Source organism: Singulisphaera rosea (genome assembly GCF_054877945.1).
In genome coordinates, this window is record NZ_JBTYIP020000003.1 from 192,981 (window position 1) to 212,377 (window position 19,397).

Below are 19,397 nucleotides of genomic sequence, written 5' to 3' on the forward strand. Positions count from 1 at the left end.
TCGCGCGAGGCGCGACGACGGCCCTGGGGATTGGGCCATCGCAGGCCTCACCGACGACAGAGGTGGTGGGAGGTCGTCTGGGGACGCCGAGGTACCGGGAGGCCGCTCGCGGTTCGGCCGTCCCGGCGGGGTAGGTTCAGGGTCAGGGGTCAGGGTCAAGGGTCAGGGTTTCGCGGCGGGGGTCTCGTCCAGGCTCCGGATCTCGACGTTCCGGAAGTAGATCTCGGCCGCCTCGATCTCGAGCGCGATCCGGCCCCTGGTCACGGGCACCGTCGTCCCGGGCTTGGTCGAGTCGACCAGTCGGATCTTGTCCGCCCGGTTGACCACGTGACCGTTCAGGAGGTGGACCGTCGAGTCGCCTCGGGCGATGACCTCGACCGTGTTCCAGCCGTCGACCTCCAAGGGCCCGGGGAGCCGCTTCTGGTAGGCGATCCCGCGTTGGCCGAGGACGCGAGGGTGCCCCCCCGATTCGGGGGGCTGGAAGGTGGGGATCTCGTCGTCCTTGGTCTTCGAGTCGATCCAGGTGTCGGCATAGATGTCGAAGAGCGTGATCAGGTCGCCGACGTCGGTCTGCTGCACCTGGAATTGGAGCGAGCGAGGCCAGACCAGGTCGGGCCCGAGGATGTGATAGTAGAACCCGGCGTCACGCTTGAGCGCGTATCGCGGCTCGAACTTCTTCTCGCCCCAACGATACTGGAACCTCACATGATAGTTCCCGTATTCTTTCTGGGTGGCGATGTAGCCCATCACCACCATGCTCTTCTCCTCGGCATGTTTGTAGAGGTGGATGGCGCCGTCTTCGATGCTGATCACGTGGTCGGGATCGCTATCCTTCCCGTGTTTCTGGAGGAACGTGTACCACCCGTCGAGGTTGCGTCCATTGAAGAGCGGTTCGAACGTCTCCACCTTCGGTGTCGACGGGGGTGTAACGGACGCGGACGCGGGCTGGTCGGCACCGAAGAGGAGCTGGCCGCCGGGGCCGAGGAGGCCGGCAACGCACAGGGGCACGACGAGCGATCGGGCGTTCACGCAAGAAGACTCCTGGTGAGGGTCGAGGAGGGGCCGCCACGAGAGCCGTCGACGTCACGCGGTCCGGCAGACGGGCCACGTCCTCTCCGGACGGGTTCGGCCGGCTCGGTCGTCGAAGGAAGGGCCACCATACGTCCTCAGATAATTCGACGGACGACTCGAGTCAAGTGCCGGGGGCGGGAGCACCGGCCGGGATCGCCCGACCGAGAACGCCAATCGACGAGGGAAGGGAGCCGGGCGATGAAGTTTTCGGGCCTCCATCCCGCCCGTCTCGGGACGCGGATCCGGCGAGGAGCCGTAAGGGCGTTGGCAGGATCGTAGCAAGCGGGGACCCGCCGTGAACACTGAGGTTTCCGGTATCGCTCCCTAAGAAATCGGGTCGCGCCGCCGCGATTCGGCGTTGCCGGTCAACGCCCATGCGAGCCTACCCTGTCCGGGACGAGATCGTCGGATGGGTCTGGCGATTCCTCAATTCCGAATACGCCGATGCGAGGCCCGGAGCTGGCTCGGGCTACAGCCGTGGATCCGGCGGAAGACGCGGTTGAAGAACGAGACCTGGGTAAAGCCGTTCGCGAGCGCGATCTCGAGGACGGGCCGGTCGGTCTCGAGCAGGTCGCGGCAGACGGCGTCGAGCCGGAGGTGGTTCACGAAGTCGCTGAAGGTCTTCCCCGAGTGCTTCCTGAACTGTCGCGAGAAGGTCGGCTTGCACATCCCCGTCCGCCGGAGCACGTCCTCGAGCCGGATTTCTTCGCGGAAGTTGGCGATCAGGTAGCGCACCGCCTCCGCCATCGCCGGCTCGTGCGCCGAGGCCGAGCGGAGGTCGAACGCCTGCGAGGAGAGTTGGTCCCGGTCCGCCGGCGCGACGTCGGCCATCCTTGCGAAGAGCCGGAAGAGGAGGCCGAGGCGGTCGGGCCCCGTGGTCCTCGCCAACTCGAGCAACCCCGTCCCGACGTCTTCGGCGGGCCTCCCTTGATAGCGAAGCCCGCGTGAGGCTTCCGAGAAAAGCGGTCCGAGCGGTCGCGATTCGGGGAAGGCCCAGAAGGGGTGTCCGATCGGGAAGTCCCACTGGACGGAGACCCCCGCCGAGCGCCCTCGTACGTGCCAGTGGTGCGGCAGCGTCTTGCCGATCAGCACGAGGTCCCCCTCGGCGAAGGGGGCGATGCTGTCCCCGACGAAGCGCGTCCCCTCGCCGGAAGTAAACAGGGTGAGCTCCATGGCAACGTGATAATGCCAGTGCTCCCCCTCGCCTCGCACGGGCGCGAAGGCACCCGGCCCGAGGATCACCTCCGTCTCTCGGAGGCTACGGGCCCATCGGAGCACTCGGAACGAATGCCCGCTGGGGAGTTCGATGTGTTCGGGACTTCCGAGCATACCCCAATAATATCCCGTCCGGCGGGCCTTGGGCGAGAAACGTGAGACAATCATCTCAGCAGACGAGACGTAAGGCGTAGAAGCACGCCGGCAAAAATGCGATAAGAGCCTTTGATGGCTGAACATTCGGCGTTCAGTCTCGGGCCTTTCCACGAGGGTACCCCCCTCGCCCCCACCCACACGACGGGACGCGCCTTAAATGAGTACGCCCACCACGTACCGATTCTCGTTCGGCCCCTGGAACATCTCCGAAGGGTCCGACCCGTTCGGCCCCGAAGTCCGGGCCGCCTTCCCCCACGAGAAGAAATTCGCCCTCTACAAGTCGCTCGGCTTCGACGGCGTCCAGTTCCACGACGATGACGTGGTCCCCGACCTCGACGCCCAGTCGCCCGACCAGGTCCTCCGCAAGGCCGGCGAAGTCAAGGCGATGCTCGACGACTCCGGGCTGACCCCCGAATTCGTCGCCCCTCGCCTCTGGTTCAGCGAGAAGACGATCGACGGCGGATATACCTCCAACAGCGCCTCCGACCGGCTCTATGCCTGGGAACGCACCACCCGTTGCGTCGACATCGCCCGCGCCATCGGCTGCAAGGCGATCGTTTTCTGGCTCGCCCGCGAAGGGACCTACATCCGCGAAGCGAAGGACGCACGCCTGGCCTACAAGCGGATCGCCGAGACGATCGATCGGCTCCTCGACTACGACAAGGAAATCGAGATCTGGATCGAGCCGAAGCCCAACGAGCCGACCGACCAGGCCTATGTGCCCACGATCGGCCACGCGGTCGCGCTCTCGTACGCCTCGAAGGACCACACCCGAGTCAAGGGGCTCATCGAGAGCGCCCACGCCCTGCTCGCGGGCCTGGACCCGAGCGACGAGATGGCCTTCGCCCTGGCCCACGACAAGCTCGGCAGCGTCCACCTCAACGACCAGAACGGCTTGAAGTACGACCAGGACAAGAATTTCGGCGGCTCGAACCTCCGCGCCGGCTTCAACCAGGTCCGCGTCCTCGAAGAGGCCGGCTACGGTCAGCGCGGCGAGTTCGTCGGCCTCGACGTCAAGGCGATGCGGACCCAGGCCGGCGTGCCCGTCACCAAGCACCTGGAAGGCAGCCGCGAGATCTTCCTCCTCCTCGTCGAGAAGGTCCGCACGCTCGACTCGAAGCTGGTCAAGCAGTACCAGGACGCACGGGACTACGAAGCCCTCGAGCTCTACGTCCTGAAGCACCTCATGGGTGCGAAGTAAGTCGGCCGCCGGACCGAACCTCTCCGCCGACGCGCAGCCGCCCGCGCGTCGGTTCTGTCTTCTCTCGATTGGGGCCGACCGCATGAATTCCGAGCGCAGGGGCATCCTCGCCGGGGGGAACTTCATCGTCGATCACGTGAAGGTGATCGACCACTACCCGGCGCAAGACATGCTGGCGAGCATCCTGTCCAGGTCCAGCTCGAACGGCGGCGGGCCGTACAACGTCTTGAAGGACCTCGCCGCGATGAAGGCCGGGTTCCCGCTCGCCGCCGCCGGCATGGTCGGCCAGGACGCCGAAGGGGACTACATCCTCGAAGACTGCACCGCCCACGGGATCGACACCGGCCAGTTGCGCCGGAGCACGACCAGCCCGACCTCGTACACCGACGCGATGACGGTGAAGGGGACGGGTCGGCGGACGTTCTTCCACCAGCGAGGGGCGAACGCCCTCCTGGACGTCGACGACTTCCGCTTCGACGAGACCTCCGCCAGGCTATTCCACCTGGGCTACCTGATGCTGCTCGACCGGCTCGACACCTTCGACGAGACCGGGACGACGCGGGCCGCGCGCGTGCTGGAGAAGGCGAAGCGGGCGGGGTTGGAGACGAGCGTCGACATCGTGAGCACGGAGCACCCGCAATTCGTCGAGATCGCGCGGAGCGCCCTGCCGTACACGGACCACCTCATCATCAACGAGGTCGAGGCCTCGAGGATCCTGGGCCGCCCGCTGCCGGCGGACGTCGCCCGCGACCTCTTGGCCGCGGCGGGCGCCCTGATCGACGCCGGCGTGGCGAAGGTCGCGGTGATCCACACCGAGGCCGGAGCCGTCGCCGCCTCGAAGGACGGCCCGAGTTGTTCGCAAGGGGCCTTGTGCCTCCCTCCGTCGTTCAGCCAAGGGGCGACAGGCGCCGGGGACGCGTTCGCCGCGGGCTACCTCTATGGCTTGCACGAAGGACTCTCGCCGCAGGAACGGCTCCGCTTGGCGGTCTGCACCGCCGCGACGTCGCTCTCCCACCCGACGGCCTCGGCCGGCCTCCGCACCGTCGCGGAATGCTTCTCGCTCGGCGAGTCGTGCGGCTTCCGGGCCTTTGCCTGAGACCCTGCCCCGACCCTCGACTTGCTCATGGGGCGAAATAGGTGAGCATAAAATCGGATGTGGGTGCCACGGGTTCCGTCCTCGGACCCCGTGGCACCCAGGTACAGATCCTCATCGCCATTTTCGCCACATGAGTCAATCCGGCCGTATCTTCACAATCTGGTCTCTGATCGAAGTGTGCGAGGACGTCTCGAAATGGATCGTCGCGGATTCGTCGCAGCCCCAAAGCCGCCGGCATCGATTGAGAACCTGCGACGCTGATGCGTTGATGATGCGACCGACCTAACCCACGCGAGCCTCGTCCGGCCAACGAAGCAGCCCCGGCCCGGACGCCCGAAGAGACCATGAAACCGAAATCGGGATCTCGCCCTCTGCACGTCGCGTTCATCGTCGAGACGTCCATGGCGTATGGGCGCGAGATCCTCCACGGTATGGCCCAATACGTTCGCGAGAACGGGCCCTGGACGATCTTCTTCGAGCCCCGATCGCTCCAGGACCCGGCGCCCCCTTGGCTGAGGGACTGGGACGGCGACGGGATCATCACGACGCTCTTCCCCCAGTTCTCCGAGATCATCCTGGGGACCAAGATCCCGACGGTCGACCTCGACGACCAGACGCCGAGTTCCAAGCTCCCGACGGTTCAGAGCGACCAGGAAGCCATCGGCGCGTTGGCCGCGGAGCACCTGCTCGAGCGCGGATTCACGCAGTTCGCGTACTTCGGTTACTCGCAGTTCGAGTGGTCGCGCAGGCGTCGCGACGGGTTCGCCGAGACCGTCCGGGCCGCCGGGTACACCTCCGACGAATACCTCCTGGCCCAGGCCGTCTCCTGGGGCCACCAACTGCCCTCCTGGGAAGAAGAGATCAACGCGGTCTCGGAATGGATCGCGAGCCGTCCCAAGCCCCTGGGCTTGATGGCCTGCAACGACTTCCGAGGGCTCCAGGCGCTCGACGCCTGCCGCCGGGCGAATATCGCGGTCCCGGAGGAGGTCGCGGTCATCGGCGTCGACGACGAGACCCTTGCCTGCGAGCTCGCCTACCCGCCGCTCTCCAGCGTCATCCCCGACTGCCGGACCATCGGCTACAGGGCGGCCGAGATCCTCAACCGACTGATGAAGGGCGAAGACGGTTCCGGCCCGCACCCGAGCGTCCCGCCGATCGGGATCGCGACCCGGCAGTCGACGAGCATCATGGCGATCTCCGACCCCCTCCTCGCCGAGGCGATGCGGTTCATCCGCGAACGGGCCTGCGACGGGATCCGGGTCGAAGACGTCCTCGAGCACACCGCCGTCTCTCGCAGTGTCCTCCAGCGCCGATTCCGGAAGACGCTGGGCCGGACCATCCACGACGCAATCGCCGGGGTCCGGATCCAACGCGTCAAGCAACTCCTGATCGAGACCGACCTCGCCCTCCCTGCCGTCGCCGAGCGGGCCGGCTTCACCCACGTGGAATACCTGATCGCCGCGTTCCGTCTTGCCACCGGGACAACTCCGGGGGCCTATCGGCGCGAGACCCGTTCCGGCGGCCAAAACCCCTACTCCCGTCGCGTATAAATACGGGCAAAACCAAGCCAATTCTCGAGCCTCTCGACGACAACTCCGACCGGAGTCATGAGACGCCCCAAAACGCAACCAATCAACAGATTTCACAGATGACGCAGATCCAACAAACAGAATAGAGAGAATTTTTAAATTTTACTCTCTTATCCGTGTTACATCCGTGTTCAATCCGTGGCCAAAAATCTCCCCTCATCCGTGGCTCGATCTCACCCAGAAGCCGAGTCCGCTCCGTCCTTGGCCAGCCGGATCCCCGAGAATTGCCATCGGGCGTCGGGCGGGAAGAAGTTCCGGTAGGTGGAGCGGATGTGCGAGCGGGGCGTGGCGCAGGAACCGCCGCGGAGCACCATTTGATTACACATGAATTTGCCGTTGTATTCGCCGAGGGCCCCCGCGGCAGGCTTGAAGCCGGGGTAGGGGGTGTAGGGGCTGGCGGTCCACTCCCAGACGTCCCCGAAGAGCTGGGAAGGGATCCCGTCCTTGCCGGGCCCAGCAAGCGGCAACGGGTGATACCGACCACTCTCGAGGAGATTGCCGGCGCGAGGGACGGCCTCCGCCGCGACCTCCCACTCGACCTCGGTCGGCAGGCGAGCCCCGGCCCAGCGTGCGAAGGCGTCGGCCTCGTAGAAGCTGACGTGACAGACCGGCTCGTTCGGATTGAGCGTGACCATGCCCGCGAGCGTCATCACGCGCCAACCGCCCTCGGACGTCTCCCAATACAAAGGCGCCGTCCAACCTCTCGTCTTTCGAGTATTCCAGCCGTCGGAGAGCCAGAACTCGGGTCGATCGTATCCGCCGTCGTCGATGAAGGCGAGATACTCGGCGTTCGTGACCAGGCGGTCGGCGAGTTGATAGGCGTCGGCGAAGACCGAGTGCCGAGGGTTCTCGTTGTCGAACGCGAAGAACGGGCCGTGGTGCCCGACCCGATGCAATCCTTCCGAGCAATCGAGCCAGCGCAACGCCGGGATCTCGACCGCCGCCGGTTCGTCTCGATCCCGATAGACGGGGCGGAGGGGGTTCCGTGAGAACGCATGCTTGAGGTCGGTGAGGATCAATTCCTGGTGCTGCTGCTCGTGGTGGAGTCCGAGGATGATGCTCGGGGCGAGCCTCTTCAACAACTCCTCGTCGCCGCCCGCGATCAGCGAATACATCCGGGCGTCGACGGCCTCGCGGTACTGATAGACCTCGGCGACCGTGGGCCTCGAGAGGAGTCCTCGGTCGGCCCTGGCGATCCGCTCGCCCAACGCGTTGTAATACGAATTGAACAGGAAGCCGAACTGCTCGCTCGACTCGGCGGGCAACTCGGCCGAGGCCGGCTTGAGGACGAAGGTCTCGAAGAACCAGCTCGTGTGCGCCAGGTGCCACTTCGCCGGGCTGGCGTCGGGCATCGACTGGACGACGTAATCCTCGGTCTCCAGCGGCGCGCAGAGCAACTCGGTGACGCGTCGGACGTCTTGATACCGCGTTCCTAGCAGGTCGGGATCGGACTGGGCCTCGGCGAGGGCGTTGAGCGAGAGTTCCTGGTCCGCGGCCGCACCTTGGGAGTTCATTTCGCCAGTAGCCTCTCTCTGGAAGAGCCGTGGAAGGCCGGCCGCGCCCGACAGTCTCGACGACGGCCCCCGAAACATCTCGAGTCGTGTGCCAGCCCGACGCGACGTGACCCGACGCCCGGCGTCATTATGTTAGGCATGGGGCCAAGTCTCGCCCACCGGAATCGTCCGAGAACCCGGTCGGTTCGGGGTCGAATTTCCCCTCCAAACCAGATTGAACCGACGCTCGAGCGTTCAATCACGAGCCGTCGGCACCTCTCGGACCGTCTCCGCCCGAAAACCGAGACGTACCGAAAATCGACGGATCAATCGCGAGGGTTCGCGACTTCTCCAGTCTTTGGAGAGCGGGAAAGCGAAGTCAACGTCCAGGCAAAAGGGTCGGTGAGATGAACGACGGTCGAATCAGGGCTGCCCTGGGACAGGTCCACCGGCTCTTCGGCGAGGGGACGACCGCGGGGCTCACCGATGCGCAGCTCCTGGAGCGGTTTGCCTCCGTGGGCGACGGGGCATCGTTCGAGGCCCTGGTCACCCGACACGGCCGGATGGTCCTGGCCGTCTGTCGGGACATCCTCAAGGATCCCCACGACGCCGAGGACGCCTTCCAGGCGACTTTCCTGGTCCTCGTCAAGAAGGCCGGGACGCTCTGGCTCAGGGGATCGTTGAGCAGTTGGCTCTACTGCGTGGCCTACCGGGTCGCCCTCCAGGCGAACAAGGCCACGGCCCGACGTCGGGCGAGCGAATGGAGGAGAGGGCTTGAGATGAACCCCGGATCGGAGCGGCCTGGCCCCTGGCACGACCTCCTCCCCGCACTCCACGAAGAAATCGATCGGTTGCCGGAGAAATTCCGCGCCCCGGTCGTGCTCTGCGAATTCGAAGGCCTGACTCGCGACGAGGCGGCTGAACAACTCGGGATTCCTCCCGGCACGGTCGGCAGCCGCCTCGCCAGGGGGCGAGATCGGTTGAGAGACCGGCTCGCGCTTCGAGGCGTCACGCTTTCGGCCGGCCTCGTCACCACGGCGTTCGCTCGGCAGGCGGATGCGAACGTCCCCGACGCCTGGATTCGGGCCGCGGTCGATGCCGCGACCGGGTCGGTCGCGGGAGCCGGGGGACTATCAACAGCGACAAGACTCTCCGAGGAGGTTCTTAAAATGATGGGACGGACCAAGTTGAGCATCACCATCGGGACGCTCGCCGGGGTCGGCGCCTTGGCCTGGGCGGCGGGGGCCGCGTCGGTCGACGGGCCGAAGCCAGTACCCGAGGCGGATCCGCCGAAGGCTTCAGCATCCACGGCCTCTCGAGCCAAGGCGGCCGCACCGCTCGACGATTCGGTCGGGTCGTTGGAGATCCGGGGACGCGTTCTCGACCCCGAGGGAAAGGCGACCGCGGGCGCCGAAATCTTCCTCCGCAACCACGTTCGGATCGGCGAGGGGACGACCAACACGATTCCCCACTACCACTCCGACCGCGTCGCCGCGACCGACGCCGACGGTCGATTCCGATTCATGCTCGACAAGGCGGCCAGCGACTGGCCGTATGGCGATGAACCCGCCTGGCGTCAGGCGGGGATCGCCGCAAGCGCGCCGGGCTTCGGCCCCGCCTGGATCGACGCCGGCGCCATCGCCAAGGGTGGAGAGGCGGTACTCAGGCTGGTGCGCGACGATGTCCCGATCCGCGGTCGGATCCTCGACACGCAAGGGAGACCCGTCCCGGGCGTCGGGTTCCGCATCCCCCAGATTATGGAGGTCAAGGATGTCGCGGACCGCGATGCCATGCTCGAGTCCGGCGAGTTCAACTACCGGGACTCCGCCTCGAGTTTCCCAGGACCAAGCTGGCTGGAACGGATCAACACGCTCTCCACGGACGCGGACGGCCGGTTCGAAGTCCGTGGGATCGGCCAGGACCGAGTTGTCGCCCTCGAATTCGCGAGCCCTCGACTCGAAAAGGTCGTTCTTTATGCGATGACCCGGCCGTCGAAGGCCCCGACCAAGCCACGCCCACGACCGAGCAGAGCCGAGGCGGGAAGCCCGAGGATCGGCCCGCCCCCGCCACCCCAGCTCTTCGGGGCGACGTTCGAGCAGGTCGGCGCTCCGACCAAGCCGATCGCCGGGGTGGTGCGAGCAAAGGCCTCGGGAAAGCCCGTCGCCGGGGTGAACGTCTATGGGGTCGAACCCTTGACGTCGACCGAGGTCGGGGCCACGACCGACGCCGAGGGTCGCTTCCTCCTCACTGGTCTACCCAAGGCCGAAGCCTATGAGGTCCGTGCCACACCGCCACGGGGCACCCCCCTCCTCCAGACCAGTGCCAGGGTGACCGACACCGCTGGATTGAGCCCGGTCGAGATTAGGCTCGACCTTCCCAAGGGGGTCATCGTGAAGGGGAGGCTTGTGGACAGGTCGGACGGCCATTCCGTCCCCAGCCCGCAGGTCTCGCACACCAAGCTCCCGAGCAACCTCAACGAAGGCCACGCCGACCCCGTGCCGACCTCCGGGACCGACCCGAGGTTCGTCATGACCGTCCCCCCGGGGCCGGGAATCTTCTATGCCAGGGTGAAAGGCCCCGACATTCCCTATCTCCGCGCCCGGCTCGCCCCGGCCGACAAGGGCAAAGGGGTCGGTGGGATCGAGGACAATGAGCCGAGACGAATCGTCCTCGAGGCAAATCACACCTACCGGTTCATCGACGTACCCGCCGACGCCGACGTCTTCAACCTGGACCTGGAGTTGACTCGAGGGGCGACCCGCGTGGGCAAGGTCATCGGGCCTGACGGCGGGCCCGTGACCGGCGTCCAGACCTATGGCCTCACCTCCGGTTGGCAGGTCCGGATCCTGGACGGCGACACGTTCGAGGTCCTCGGCCTCGAGAAGGTCCGGAACTCGAACGGCGACACCTTCAAGGTCCCAGGCCTCGCCGCGAAGAACGAACGCCTCGTCGCGTTCTCGCACAAAGGGCGACGACTCGCGGGTTCCCTCGTCGTCAAGGACGGACTCGACCCGAGCCAGCTCCAGGTCCACCTCGTCCCCTGCGGCACCGCGACGGGCCGCATCGTCGACGAAGACGGCCGACCCCTGGCCGGCGTCAAGCTTCGGCCGTCCCCGATCGTCCAGGCCGGCCGCACCGTCCCTGGCAACTCGGGCTTCTGGCCGGAGGGCGAGGTCGTCACCACGGGAACAGACGGGCGATTCCGCATCGAAGGGATCAACCCCGAACTCGGCGTCGGCGTCAGCGTCGAAGGCCAACCCCAACCGAACCAGAGGCTGAAGGTCGACGACGTCTTCCGCAAGATCACCACCAAGCCGGGCGAGACGGTCGACCTCGGCGACGTCCACCTCCGGTATGTTCCGAGGGGTTGAACCCGGCTAAGTGGCTCACGAGGATATCCGCAAAGTCCGGAAAATAGTTAAAAACCCAACATCTCAACCGATGGCGCGGATGAACGCAGATTTTAAAATTCTCTTTAAAATCTGCGTTCATCCGCGCCATCGGTTGACACACTCGCTTTTACACGATCCGTGTTCAATCCGTGGCTAATCGATCTCTTACTATCAAGCCGCGAGTCCGTCGATCTCGAACTCCCGTGCGGCGACCGCGACGGCGCGGGCGTCGGGGTGTGGGAGCCCTTCGGCGTAGGCGATCAGGAGGGCGAGGTCGGCGAGGCGATTGAGCCGGCGGGGGATGCCGTCGGAGGCGCGGTGGAGGATCGCGATCTGATCGGGTGTGAAGAGCGGGTCCGGGGCACCGGCGGCCGCGAGTCGGCCGAGGACGTAGGTGGCCGACTCGGATTCCGTGAGGGGCCCGAGCAGGCAGCGGGCCATCAGGCGCTCGGAGAGGCTGGCGGGGAGTCGCAGCAACACCTCGGGACCGCCGACCAGCAGCAAGGAAAGGTCGGGGGGGCCGGCGCTCGCGAAGTTCAGGAGAAGGCGCAACGTCTCGAAAGTCGCCGGGTCGTCGATCAACTGGGCCTCGTCGACGACCAGCAGGGGACGCTCCCCCCGGGCGGAGGCACCCGAGAGCCAGTCTCGCACCCGGCGCAGGCCGCCGACGAGCGTCGCCTCGGAACCTCCACCAACGCCGAATTCGTCGGCAACCAGAGCGAGGAGCTCGGCCGACGACAGCGACGGGAAGGTGAGGTGCGCGGAGGCCACGCCGGAATCGTGGCAGAGGGCCCGGGCCAGGAGCGTCTTTCCCGTACCCGGAGGTCCGAAGACCAGTACGGGACCGGGTCCTTCCTCGAGGCCATAGCGGACTCGACGGATCACGGACTGTCGGCTCGGCAGGGAGATGTAGGCCGACGGGCTCACGGACTCGCCGAAGGGTCGGCCAATCAGGCCGAAATGCGCCTCATACAAACGGATGTCCTCCGTGACCCGGGACGATTGACCACCGAAACGTGGTGTCGCCCCGGAAGACGACCGTGCCTCCGGGACCTCAGACGAAGGTCTCCGCAAGGCCAAGGAGCGGGATCCCCCCCTCGTCGAGGGCCTCTCGGGCTCTAAGGAGGGCGCGTTCGCCCGTCAACGACCGATTACGGACCAGGATCGCCGCATCGACTGATCGGTGGAGCGCCGACGCACCAAGCCCGGAGAAAAGCGGGCTCCCGTCGAGGAGCACCAGGTCATATTCCCGACGAAGCCGGGCCAGCGAACACGACCAGGCCGGGTTCTCCAGGAACTCGCGAGGACGGGCGATCGGGGCACGCAAGGGGAGGATCGTCAGGTGATCATCCGGGGCCTCGATCAGGGCGTCGGACAGGGCAAGGCCCCCTTCGACCACGTCGTCCAGGCCTAGCGCAGGACGAAGGCCAAGTTGCCTCGCGAGCATCGGGCCCGTCAAGTCGGCGTCCACGAGCAGGGTCCGCCCCGAGCGCCGGGCCAGGGCACGGGCCAAGGTCAGGACGAGCGTGGTCCTCCCCTCGGCTCGATGGCAGCTCGTGAAGAGGAGGACCTTCAGGTGTTGGAGGTCCCGGGCTTCGATCAAGGCGTCGGCCAGCCGGGAGAACCTGTCGCCGAACTGACGCTCGAGCGTACGGATCGTGGCCGGCCACTGGAGCTGGGGCGAATCGACATGGGCATTCGCCTCGATGTCGCTCGCCGTAGGCATCCCGTCGATGAGAGGGGCCGCAGGCTCCGGGGCCCTCGAGGAGAGGTGGGGCGCCGGTGGGACGGCCGTCCTATCGGAGGTGACGCGTTGGGTATAGGCTCGGGCAAGCGCCTGGTCAACTTCCCGCATGGGAGGGCTCCTCGGAATCGTCGTCGGGAAGGAGGTAGCCGGGGAAGACGACCGGAGGCTCAACCTCGACGACCGGAGCCAGCACGGCCGGCTCGATCGACATCGAGATCGAAGGAGGACGGGGCGACCGATCCTTGGTCGTCGATGCATTGAGACTTCCTGCATCCGACACGGATGCGGAGGCCATCGACAGACTCGTCCGGCCCACGCGATAGAACGAATACGCCATCGCAATCGGGATGGCCATCAGCAACGCCCAGGCCACCATTCGAACCTCTCGGCGAAGCCGACGGCGACGGCGGACGCCGGTTCGGACCGTGGCACATGCCGAAGGGCGGGCTCTGGCCGAGAGCGTTGGGACCTCGATCAGGACGGGAAGCGTCGGACGTTCGTGAAGGCGTGGGCGTCGGGTTGGTGAATAGGCTCGGAGACCTTGTTCCTGGTTCACGGCGGGGTCCCCCACACTCATCAATTTGGAAAGCATGTCGGGTTTGTGGGTTTCGGATCGTCGCGCGGGTCGCTTCGTCTAGCGAAGCTCGGCAGACTCTTCCGTTCGCCAATGGTATCGACCGGGCACCGCGGGAAACTTGAACGGCCGTGACGAAAATACCGAAACCGGGAAGTTGTCCGTACCGGTTGACCTTGGCGAGTGCGAAGACGAAGGGGTCTCGACGGTTCGGAGCAACGGCAACCCCGCCCCGGGGCCGCCCGTCTCAGGCGGCAGCCCCGGGGCGGGGAAGAGCAAACAGGGGTGTTGGCCAGGCGGAGAAGGGGGCCGTGATTAGCGGCCTCCGAAGATCCGGAACAGGCCCCGGCGCGGGAGGAGGCTGTTGGTGTCGCCGTTGTTGTTGGGGGTGTTCCCCGCGAAGAGCGGAGCGCGGCCGGACTCATAAGTTTCGACCGGCTTGAAGTCCGGGGCCCGGTTCGAGATGGACCGGTTGTAGCCGCCGCCGCCGTTCGCCAGGTCGATGGCCCGGACGTTCGACTCGGTGACGTACGGGTTGTGCCCGGCCCATCGCGTCTGGACCACCTGGAGCATGTTCAGCGGGGCGAACATCGCCTCGCCACCCACCGAAATCCAGTCGCAGCCGTAGGGATTGTTCAGGTCGACGTTGCCGTCGAGGCCATAGACCAGGGTGTACTCGTAGTTGACGATCCGGGGCTTGTCATCCTGCCCGTTGAGGCACGAGCCGGAGGTGCCTTCGAGGGTGATCTTGAGATCGACCGCGCGGGGGCCCTTGCCGGGGATCGCGTGGAACTCCGCGGTGTACTTGCCGACGCCGTGATTCCAGACCTCGTTCATCGTCCCGCGAGGGGGAAACGCCCGAAGGTTGGCGAGCAGGGCTCGCTTGTCACCTCGGATGTGCTTCTCGAGCATGTTATGGAAGCGGGCCACCGAGTAGTCGCAGGGGTCCGAGCCGGCGTGCGGCGGGCCGGCGGGGATCTCGTTGGCGTAATCGCCGATCTGATGGTTGTAGTGGTTCTCGCCGAGCTCGGCCCAGAGCGCCTTGAGCTCGTCCTGGGTCATCCCCGAGCCGGGGGAGGGGGTCGGCTCGTTGAGGAGGATCGAGGCGACGGCTCCACCGAGGCAGTGGCCCGGCCAGCGCGAGATGTCGTGGTTCTGGCTGTTGGCGGCTTCCCAGTTCCGGGCCGAGCTGCGGAAGATCTGGTCATACTTCAGCATGGGCGCGGGGGTCTTGAAGAGCGTGCCGTCGGCGCCTCGGAAGGTCAGGTTGTCGTACTGGTTGGGGAACCAGGTCGAGTCGTCGCCGGGGGCGACGGGGGTCTCGAGGATGCCGTTGGCCCCCGCGCGGACGATGTCCTGGCCAGGGGGGATGTACCCGCCGGGGGTGGCGACCATCTCGTCGTCGCCGTAGGCCTGCATCGTGTCGACCCGGCCGTTGCCACCGGCCCAGGGCTCGTGGATCGCGTCGGACTTGGTGGGCCAGTAGTAGTAGTTCCAGGGCTTCTTCGTGCTCTGCCCGACCTGGATGAAGGTCGAGTCCACGGAGTAGGTGCCGGTCGCCCCGGTGACGGAGAACGAATACCACCCTTGCTGCCCTTGCCCGACGTCCTGCCCGTTCACACGCTCCTTACCATCGGGGCCGACGATCTTGCCGATCGTGCCCGAGGAGGCCTTGAGCGTCAGGTCGCCGCCGAAGCGCGTGGGGATATAGATGCCGAAGTGGCGATCCCCAGACTGGTCGGGAAGCGTCCCCCCCAATGGAATCGGCTGGACTCGCTCGGTGGGGGCCTGGGCGAATGCCCAGGAGCCGGTGACTAGGATGACGAGCGACCATATCATCGACCCGCCGAGCCTGTTGCCAGTACGCATGCTGCCTCCCGAAAACTCATAGAGTGAAATCCGCCGAATCCCTCTTATCTCCGCCTCGCCGGCGGCCAAGGCCGACGCGGACGTCGAGGGACTTCACCGCCTGCTTGATACCCATGATGGTTCGGCATCCCGCGATCAGGAGGTGGGCCAAATCCGGGAGACTCTCACCCCAGAGTCTTGAAACTCGGCAGAGACCCTAGAGTTCGCCAAAGGTGCCATTCCCTCGATCTTATCAAGTTCAGTGAACCGAACGGCGGCGGATGACGATACACAACCCTGGCCACCTTTGGGGTGGAGAGCGAAGGCCGGCCAAGATGACCGACCCTAGGCTCCCGCCACCGTCCCGAGGCCAACGTGAGACGAGTCCCCGTTGCGGGTTGGGGACAAGGCTTTCCGAGACCCTCGCCTTAATCGGCCGAAGGTCGAGGAGATCCCCCGACAGGGATGGTGGTGTTGGCGATCGGACGTTGTCTTGCATCGACCGTGCCAAGCCACCAAGGGATTGTCTGTTCACAGACTCGATCGAGACGTCGACCGACAACCTCACTTATAATAGAGGACATCGCGATGACCACTGCGGCTATGATTCTTGCCTTGAGCGTCACCGGTCTGGGCCACCACTCCACCTACGCCTCGGCCCAGGCCCCCTCGAAGGTCCTGCCGGCGCCCCAGGCCCCGACGAAGTGCGCCCCGGCCCCGAGCAAGGTCCTCCCGGCCCCCCAGGCGCCCACCAAGTGCGCCCCGGCCCCGAGCAAGGTCCTCCCGGCCCCCCAGGCGCCCACCAAGTGCGCCCCGGCCCCGAGCAAGGTCCTCCCGGCCCCCCAGGCCCCGACGAAGTGCGCCCCGGCTCCTTCGAAGGTCCTGCCCGCTCCCCAGGCCCCGGCCAAGTACACCCCGGCCCCGCTGAGCGCCCCCCAGGCCCCGATCAAGGCCGCCCCGCAGTATTGATTCATGACGAGGCCGGGCCGCCCGTTCGAGGCGGCCCGGTCATTCCATGACTCACGGCGGCGCCCTCCGTTCTCGGAGGGCTGCCGCTGTTTTCGTTTCCCCCCTCGCTTTGTCCCCATCGCGACCTCCCTCCTCACCCCACACCTCGACCACCAAGCGGCGTCCTCCATTCTCTCCGCGTGATGTGTTCACAAAGCGTCCATTCCACGCCTCATGCCGATCGCCTTCCGACAGCGATCGAATGGCCCTCTCGCCCGTCTCACGGACGTCCTGCCGACATATCCGGACCTCCAAAAAGACCTCGCCTTCGGGTCTCCAGTCAGACCAAATCCATCAACTTCGGTCCCAAGGTTGGGACAACGTCGGCGGATTCGCGTAACGCTTCATCCGGATCGTCAAGCGCCCCCCCGATCCCGGCGCGAGCCGGACCTCGAGCATCGACCGATTGACCGGGACGGTCCGGCCATCCTCGGACACGTCGGTGAATTGGTGCTCGCCGTAGCCCCCGGCCTGGACGATGACCTTGCGGTCATTCGACGGGTCGAGATTGACGAGTGTGAGGGTCACCTCGTCGGCCGTCATCCGCTCGACGAGCGCCCCGACATCCGGCGGAAGGCCCGGTCGACGTGCCTCGGCGTCGAAGTATCGGACGCGGGAGTGGAGCACTTCCCCCTGGTGCTTGGTCGCGAGGCCTCCCAGCATCAGGTTCAGTAGGTTGCCGACGGTCGCCGGGTTGAACGGCAACGGGTCATCGGCGAGACGGGTGTCGGGTGTCGTCTCGTCTTCGCGCATGCCGCGGACCTTGGTGCGGAGCGTCGCGAAGTCCTCACGCAGCGCCCGCTCCGGATAACCCGGATCACGCCCTTCGAGGAACCCGTACCATCCCCCCTCGGGGAGTCGCGACCGGTCCTCGGCCCGCATCGACCAGTAATAGACCTCGGCGACCCCGTGGGCATACGGGCTCGGTGTGAAGTCGTACCACCCCTGGTCGCCGAACATGTGGGGATAGAGGGTCTTGCCGTCGACGACCTTCTTCTGGGCGTTGACCGTCTCGATCTGCTTCCGCCAGACGTCGACGTAGCGCGGGTCTCCCGTCAGGAGGAGCGCGTTGGCGAAGCCGTTGAGTCCGAGTTGATGAGTATTCCGGTGGATGATCTTCCCGGACTGGGGCTCGACGACGGAGAACGCCCAGCCGTAGACCCCGCCGTACCACTTGCCGCCGGCCGCGCCACCGATCTTTCCGTTCAACCCGATATTCGTGGGGAGGATGCCGCCGTTCTCGCCCGCCCTCTTGACCCAGGCGTCGACGTACTCGACGACCCAATCTCGATATTTCTTCTCGCCCGTCGCCATGAACGCGTTCGTCGCCAACGAGGTCGCAACAAGGTTCTGGGGATGGTCGCCGACGATCGGCCCATAATCCTTGAAATGCGCCAGCATTTCGGCATACGTGCGTTCGCCGTGCTTCGGCCGGAACCGGCCCTCGACCTCGATCGGGTCGCCCGCCCACTCGACCGGCGTGGCCTCGCGGAGCAGGGGCCCTCGACTCCCGTTGAACAGACTCCGGATGATCCGGTGTACGGGGTCGTAGTTCGCCGCGTTGGGCTCCTCATTCATATAGAAGCCGGCGAACCGCCGAACCCGGCGCAGGAAGCGAGGGTCATGGGGGTCCGAGAGCCCCTGGAGGTCGAAGACGGTCAAGCCTTCGCCGTGGTGGACCCAGTCGAACATGACGGGGAATTCTTTGTAGTACATCCCGTCTCGAGCGAAAGCCACGTCGACGGTCTTCGCCAACGTGAACTGGCGCAAGTGCCCTTCCCAGGCCCGCTCGTACATTTGACGAATCGAGTCGGGAGCTCCGAGGGCATGGAGCACCGGCCAGTCGCTGAGACATTCGATGGCGTCGTCGGGCCCGTCGTCTCCCCCCCAACGCTCGACGCAGAGCAAGTCGCCTTGATCACCGAAATACTTGTGAAAGTATTCACGGCAGGCGTCCGCCTGGACTCGGAGGAGTTCCCTTTCCAGGAGGGCCCAACTCGGCGGCGGCGTCGGGGTTTCGAGACGGACGATCGGGCTTTGCGCCCGGAGCGGGGGCGTTGTAAACGCCAGGGAAACCAAGATCCAGGCAAAGGCGGGGCGGAGGCGAGGAGCATTCACCGTCGAGGTCCCGGGTGTTCCGGCGGAGTCGCCGAGGGCCGCGAATGGACACCTCGACGTCGAGCAGATGACGATGTCCAACGAAACTAATTCGCCCCGCGCCCGACCACAAGGCGCAACCCAGCGTTCCGCCATTTTGAGGTGCTTTTGTGTGGTGGCCGAGACGAACGCCGCGACAGTCACCCGGGCTCAGGCCGTGGAACCGACCGGCAACGGGGCAGGGGAAAGGGCAGGATTCTTCGAGAATATATAGATTCGACGATTCCCGGCCTTGCCGACGACGTCCACCGCCCCGGAGTGCCGGAGGCAATAGGCCACACGTTGGGCGAACGCGAGCGATCGCCCGAGGCGTTCTGCCAGGTCGAGCGTCGTGAATGCGTCTGAGAACTCGCAAGGAAGGAGGCCCATCAGGTCTCGGGCCTCGAGCAAGGAGACGGTCGCCGAGACCTCGCGGAGCCGGCGATCAACGACCGTGTAGCCCGGCCATCGCCGTCGAGGCGTGCGGACCTCGTCGATCTCGACGGCCAGGACATCGACGCGAAGGTTCGGGTGGGGGAAGACCTTGGCCAGGCCGATCAAGTCGTCGAAAACGTCGCACAACGCGCCACGCTTCGGGCTGAATCGTGCCGAGAGGTCCTTCCCGTCGCGGCGTGTCCGGCGAACGACCCGTCGCGCGACCACGACGGGCTTCACCACGCGGATCCGATGCTCGGGGAGGAGGCGTGCGAGCTTCGGCCGCAGGGGGCCGAGTGCCCCCGACTGGACCTCGATCACCGCGCCGTCGAGTGCCAACGCATCCACGCGAAAGCCTTTGAGCACCACCTCATTCTGCCCGCCGGCACCGATGCCGTAGCGTTCCTTGAGCTCTCGGTGCAGGCTCATCTCCACG

General features: G+C 66.1%; 14 protein-coding genes. 5 read left to right on the forward strand and 9 right to left on the reverse strand.

What is annotated here, in order from left to right; all coding sequences use genetic code 11:
* Positions 1-162: 162 nt before the first annotated feature.
* Positions 163-1,029, reverse strand: coding sequence for a 3-keto-disaccharide hydrolase (locus ACYOEI_RS07185; protein WP_462848693.1), 867 nt, complete (start codon positions 1,027-1,029; stop codon positions 163-165).
* Between the two features lie 468 nt (positions 1,030-1,497).
* The gene (locus ACYOEI_RS07190; protein ID WP_462848694.1) at positions 1,498-2,400 is read right to left on the reverse strand and encodes a helix-turn-helix domain-containing protein; all 903 of its coding nucleotides are present in this window, start codon (positions 2,398-2,400) and stop codon (positions 1,498-1,500) included.
* A gap of 199 nt (positions 2,401-2,599) precedes the next feature.
* On the opposite strand from ACYOEI_RS07190, the gene ACYOEI_RS07195 reads away from it, so the two are divergent.
* From ACYOEI_RS07195 to ACYOEI_RS07205, 3 genes are all read left to right on the forward strand, one after another.
* On the forward strand, positions 2,600-3,643 hold the full coding sequence (locus ACYOEI_RS07195) for a TIM barrel protein (protein ID WP_462848695.1): 1,044 nt from the start codon (positions 2,600-2,602) through the stop codon (positions 3,641-3,643).
* An 82-nt stretch (positions 3,644-3,725) separates the two neighbouring features.
* Positions 3,726-4,739 carry a carbohydrate kinase family protein gene (locus ACYOEI_RS07200; RefSeq protein ID WP_462848696.1) on the forward strand — a complete coding sequence of 338 codons (1,014 nt, stop codon included), beginning with the start codon at positions 3,726-3,728 and terminating at the stop codon, positions 4,737-4,739.
* A gap of 344 nt (positions 4,740-5,083) precedes the next feature.
* On the forward strand, positions 5,084-6,289 hold the full coding sequence (locus ACYOEI_RS07205; RefSeq protein ID WP_462848697.1) for a XylR family transcriptional regulator: 1,206 nt from the start codon (positions 5,084-5,086) through the stop codon (positions 6,287-6,289).
* Positions 6,290-6,501: 212 nt separating this feature from the next.
* On the opposite strand, the gene egtB is transcribed toward ACYOEI_RS07205, so the two are convergent.
* Positions 6,502-7,842 (reverse strand): ergothioneine biosynthesis protein EgtB, encoded by a 1,341-nt coding sequence (egtB, locus tag ACYOEI_RS07210; protein WP_462848698.1) that lies wholly within the window; start codon positions 7,840-7,842, stop codon positions 6,502-6,504.
* 386 nt (positions 7,843-8,228) lie between these two features.
* On the opposite strand from egtB, the gene ACYOEI_RS07215 reads away from it, so the two are divergent.
* Positions 8,229-11,192: a sigma-70 family RNA polymerase sigma factor gene (locus ACYOEI_RS07215; protein WP_462848699.1), complete on the forward strand. Its 2,964-nt coding sequence runs from the start codon at positions 8,229-8,231 to the stop codon at positions 11,190-11,192.
* A 192-nt stretch (positions 11,193-11,384) separates the two neighbouring features.
* On the opposite strand, the gene ACYOEI_RS07220 is transcribed toward ACYOEI_RS07215, so the two are convergent.
* The 4 genes from ACYOEI_RS07220 to ACYOEI_RS07235 all read right to left on the reverse strand — a co-directional run bounded on the left by ACYOEI_RS07220 (position 11,385) and on the right by ACYOEI_RS07235 (position 15,403).
* Positions 11,385-12,188: an ExeA family protein gene (locus ACYOEI_RS07220; protein ID WP_462848700.1), complete on the reverse strand. Its 804-nt coding sequence runs from the start codon at positions 12,186-12,188 to the stop codon at positions 11,385-11,387.
* A gap of 79 nt (positions 12,189-12,267) precedes the next feature.
* The gene (locus ACYOEI_RS07225) at positions 12,268-13,068 is read right to left on the reverse strand and encodes a CpsD/CapB family tyrosine-protein kinase (protein WP_462848701.1); all 801 of its coding nucleotides are present in this window, start codon (positions 13,066-13,068) and stop codon (positions 12,268-12,270) included.
* Positions 13,055-13,336 (reverse strand): hypothetical protein, encoded by a 282-nt coding sequence (locus ACYOEI_RS07230; RefSeq protein WP_462848702.1) that lies wholly within the window; start codon positions 13,334-13,336, stop codon positions 13,055-13,057. The genes ACYOEI_RS07225 and ACYOEI_RS07230 overlap by 14 nt, the downstream gene beginning before the upstream one ends.
* A gap of 513 nt (positions 13,337-13,849) precedes the next feature.
* Positions 13,850-15,403: a hypothetical protein gene (locus tag ACYOEI_RS07235; protein ID WP_462848703.1), complete on the reverse strand. Its 1,554-nt coding sequence runs from the start codon at positions 15,401-15,403 to the stop codon at positions 13,850-13,852.
* A 567-nt stretch (positions 15,404-15,970) separates the two neighbouring features.
* Here ACYOEI_RS07235 and ACYOEI_RS07240 point away from each other — a divergent pair.
* Positions 15,971-16,351 carry a hypothetical protein gene (locus ACYOEI_RS07240; RefSeq protein ID WP_462848704.1) on the forward strand — a complete coding sequence of 127 codons (381 nt, stop codon included), beginning with the start codon at positions 15,971-15,973 and terminating at the stop codon, positions 16,349-16,351.
* Positions 16,352-16,684: 333 nt separating this feature from the next.
* Here ACYOEI_RS07240 and ACYOEI_RS07245 read toward each other — a convergent pair whose 3' ends face one another.
* On the reverse strand, positions 16,685-18,508 hold the full coding sequence (locus ACYOEI_RS07245; protein ID WP_462848705.1) for a DUF8034 domain-containing protein: 1,824 nt from the start codon (positions 18,506-18,508) through the stop codon (positions 16,685-16,687).
* Positions 18,509-18,697: 189 nt separating this feature from the next.
* Positions 18,698-19,390, reverse strand: coding sequence for a DUF8091 domain-containing protein (locus ACYOEI_RS07250; RefSeq protein WP_462848706.1), 693 nt, complete (start codon positions 19,388-19,390; stop codon positions 18,698-18,700).
* Positions 19,391-19,397: the final 7 nt, after the last annotated feature.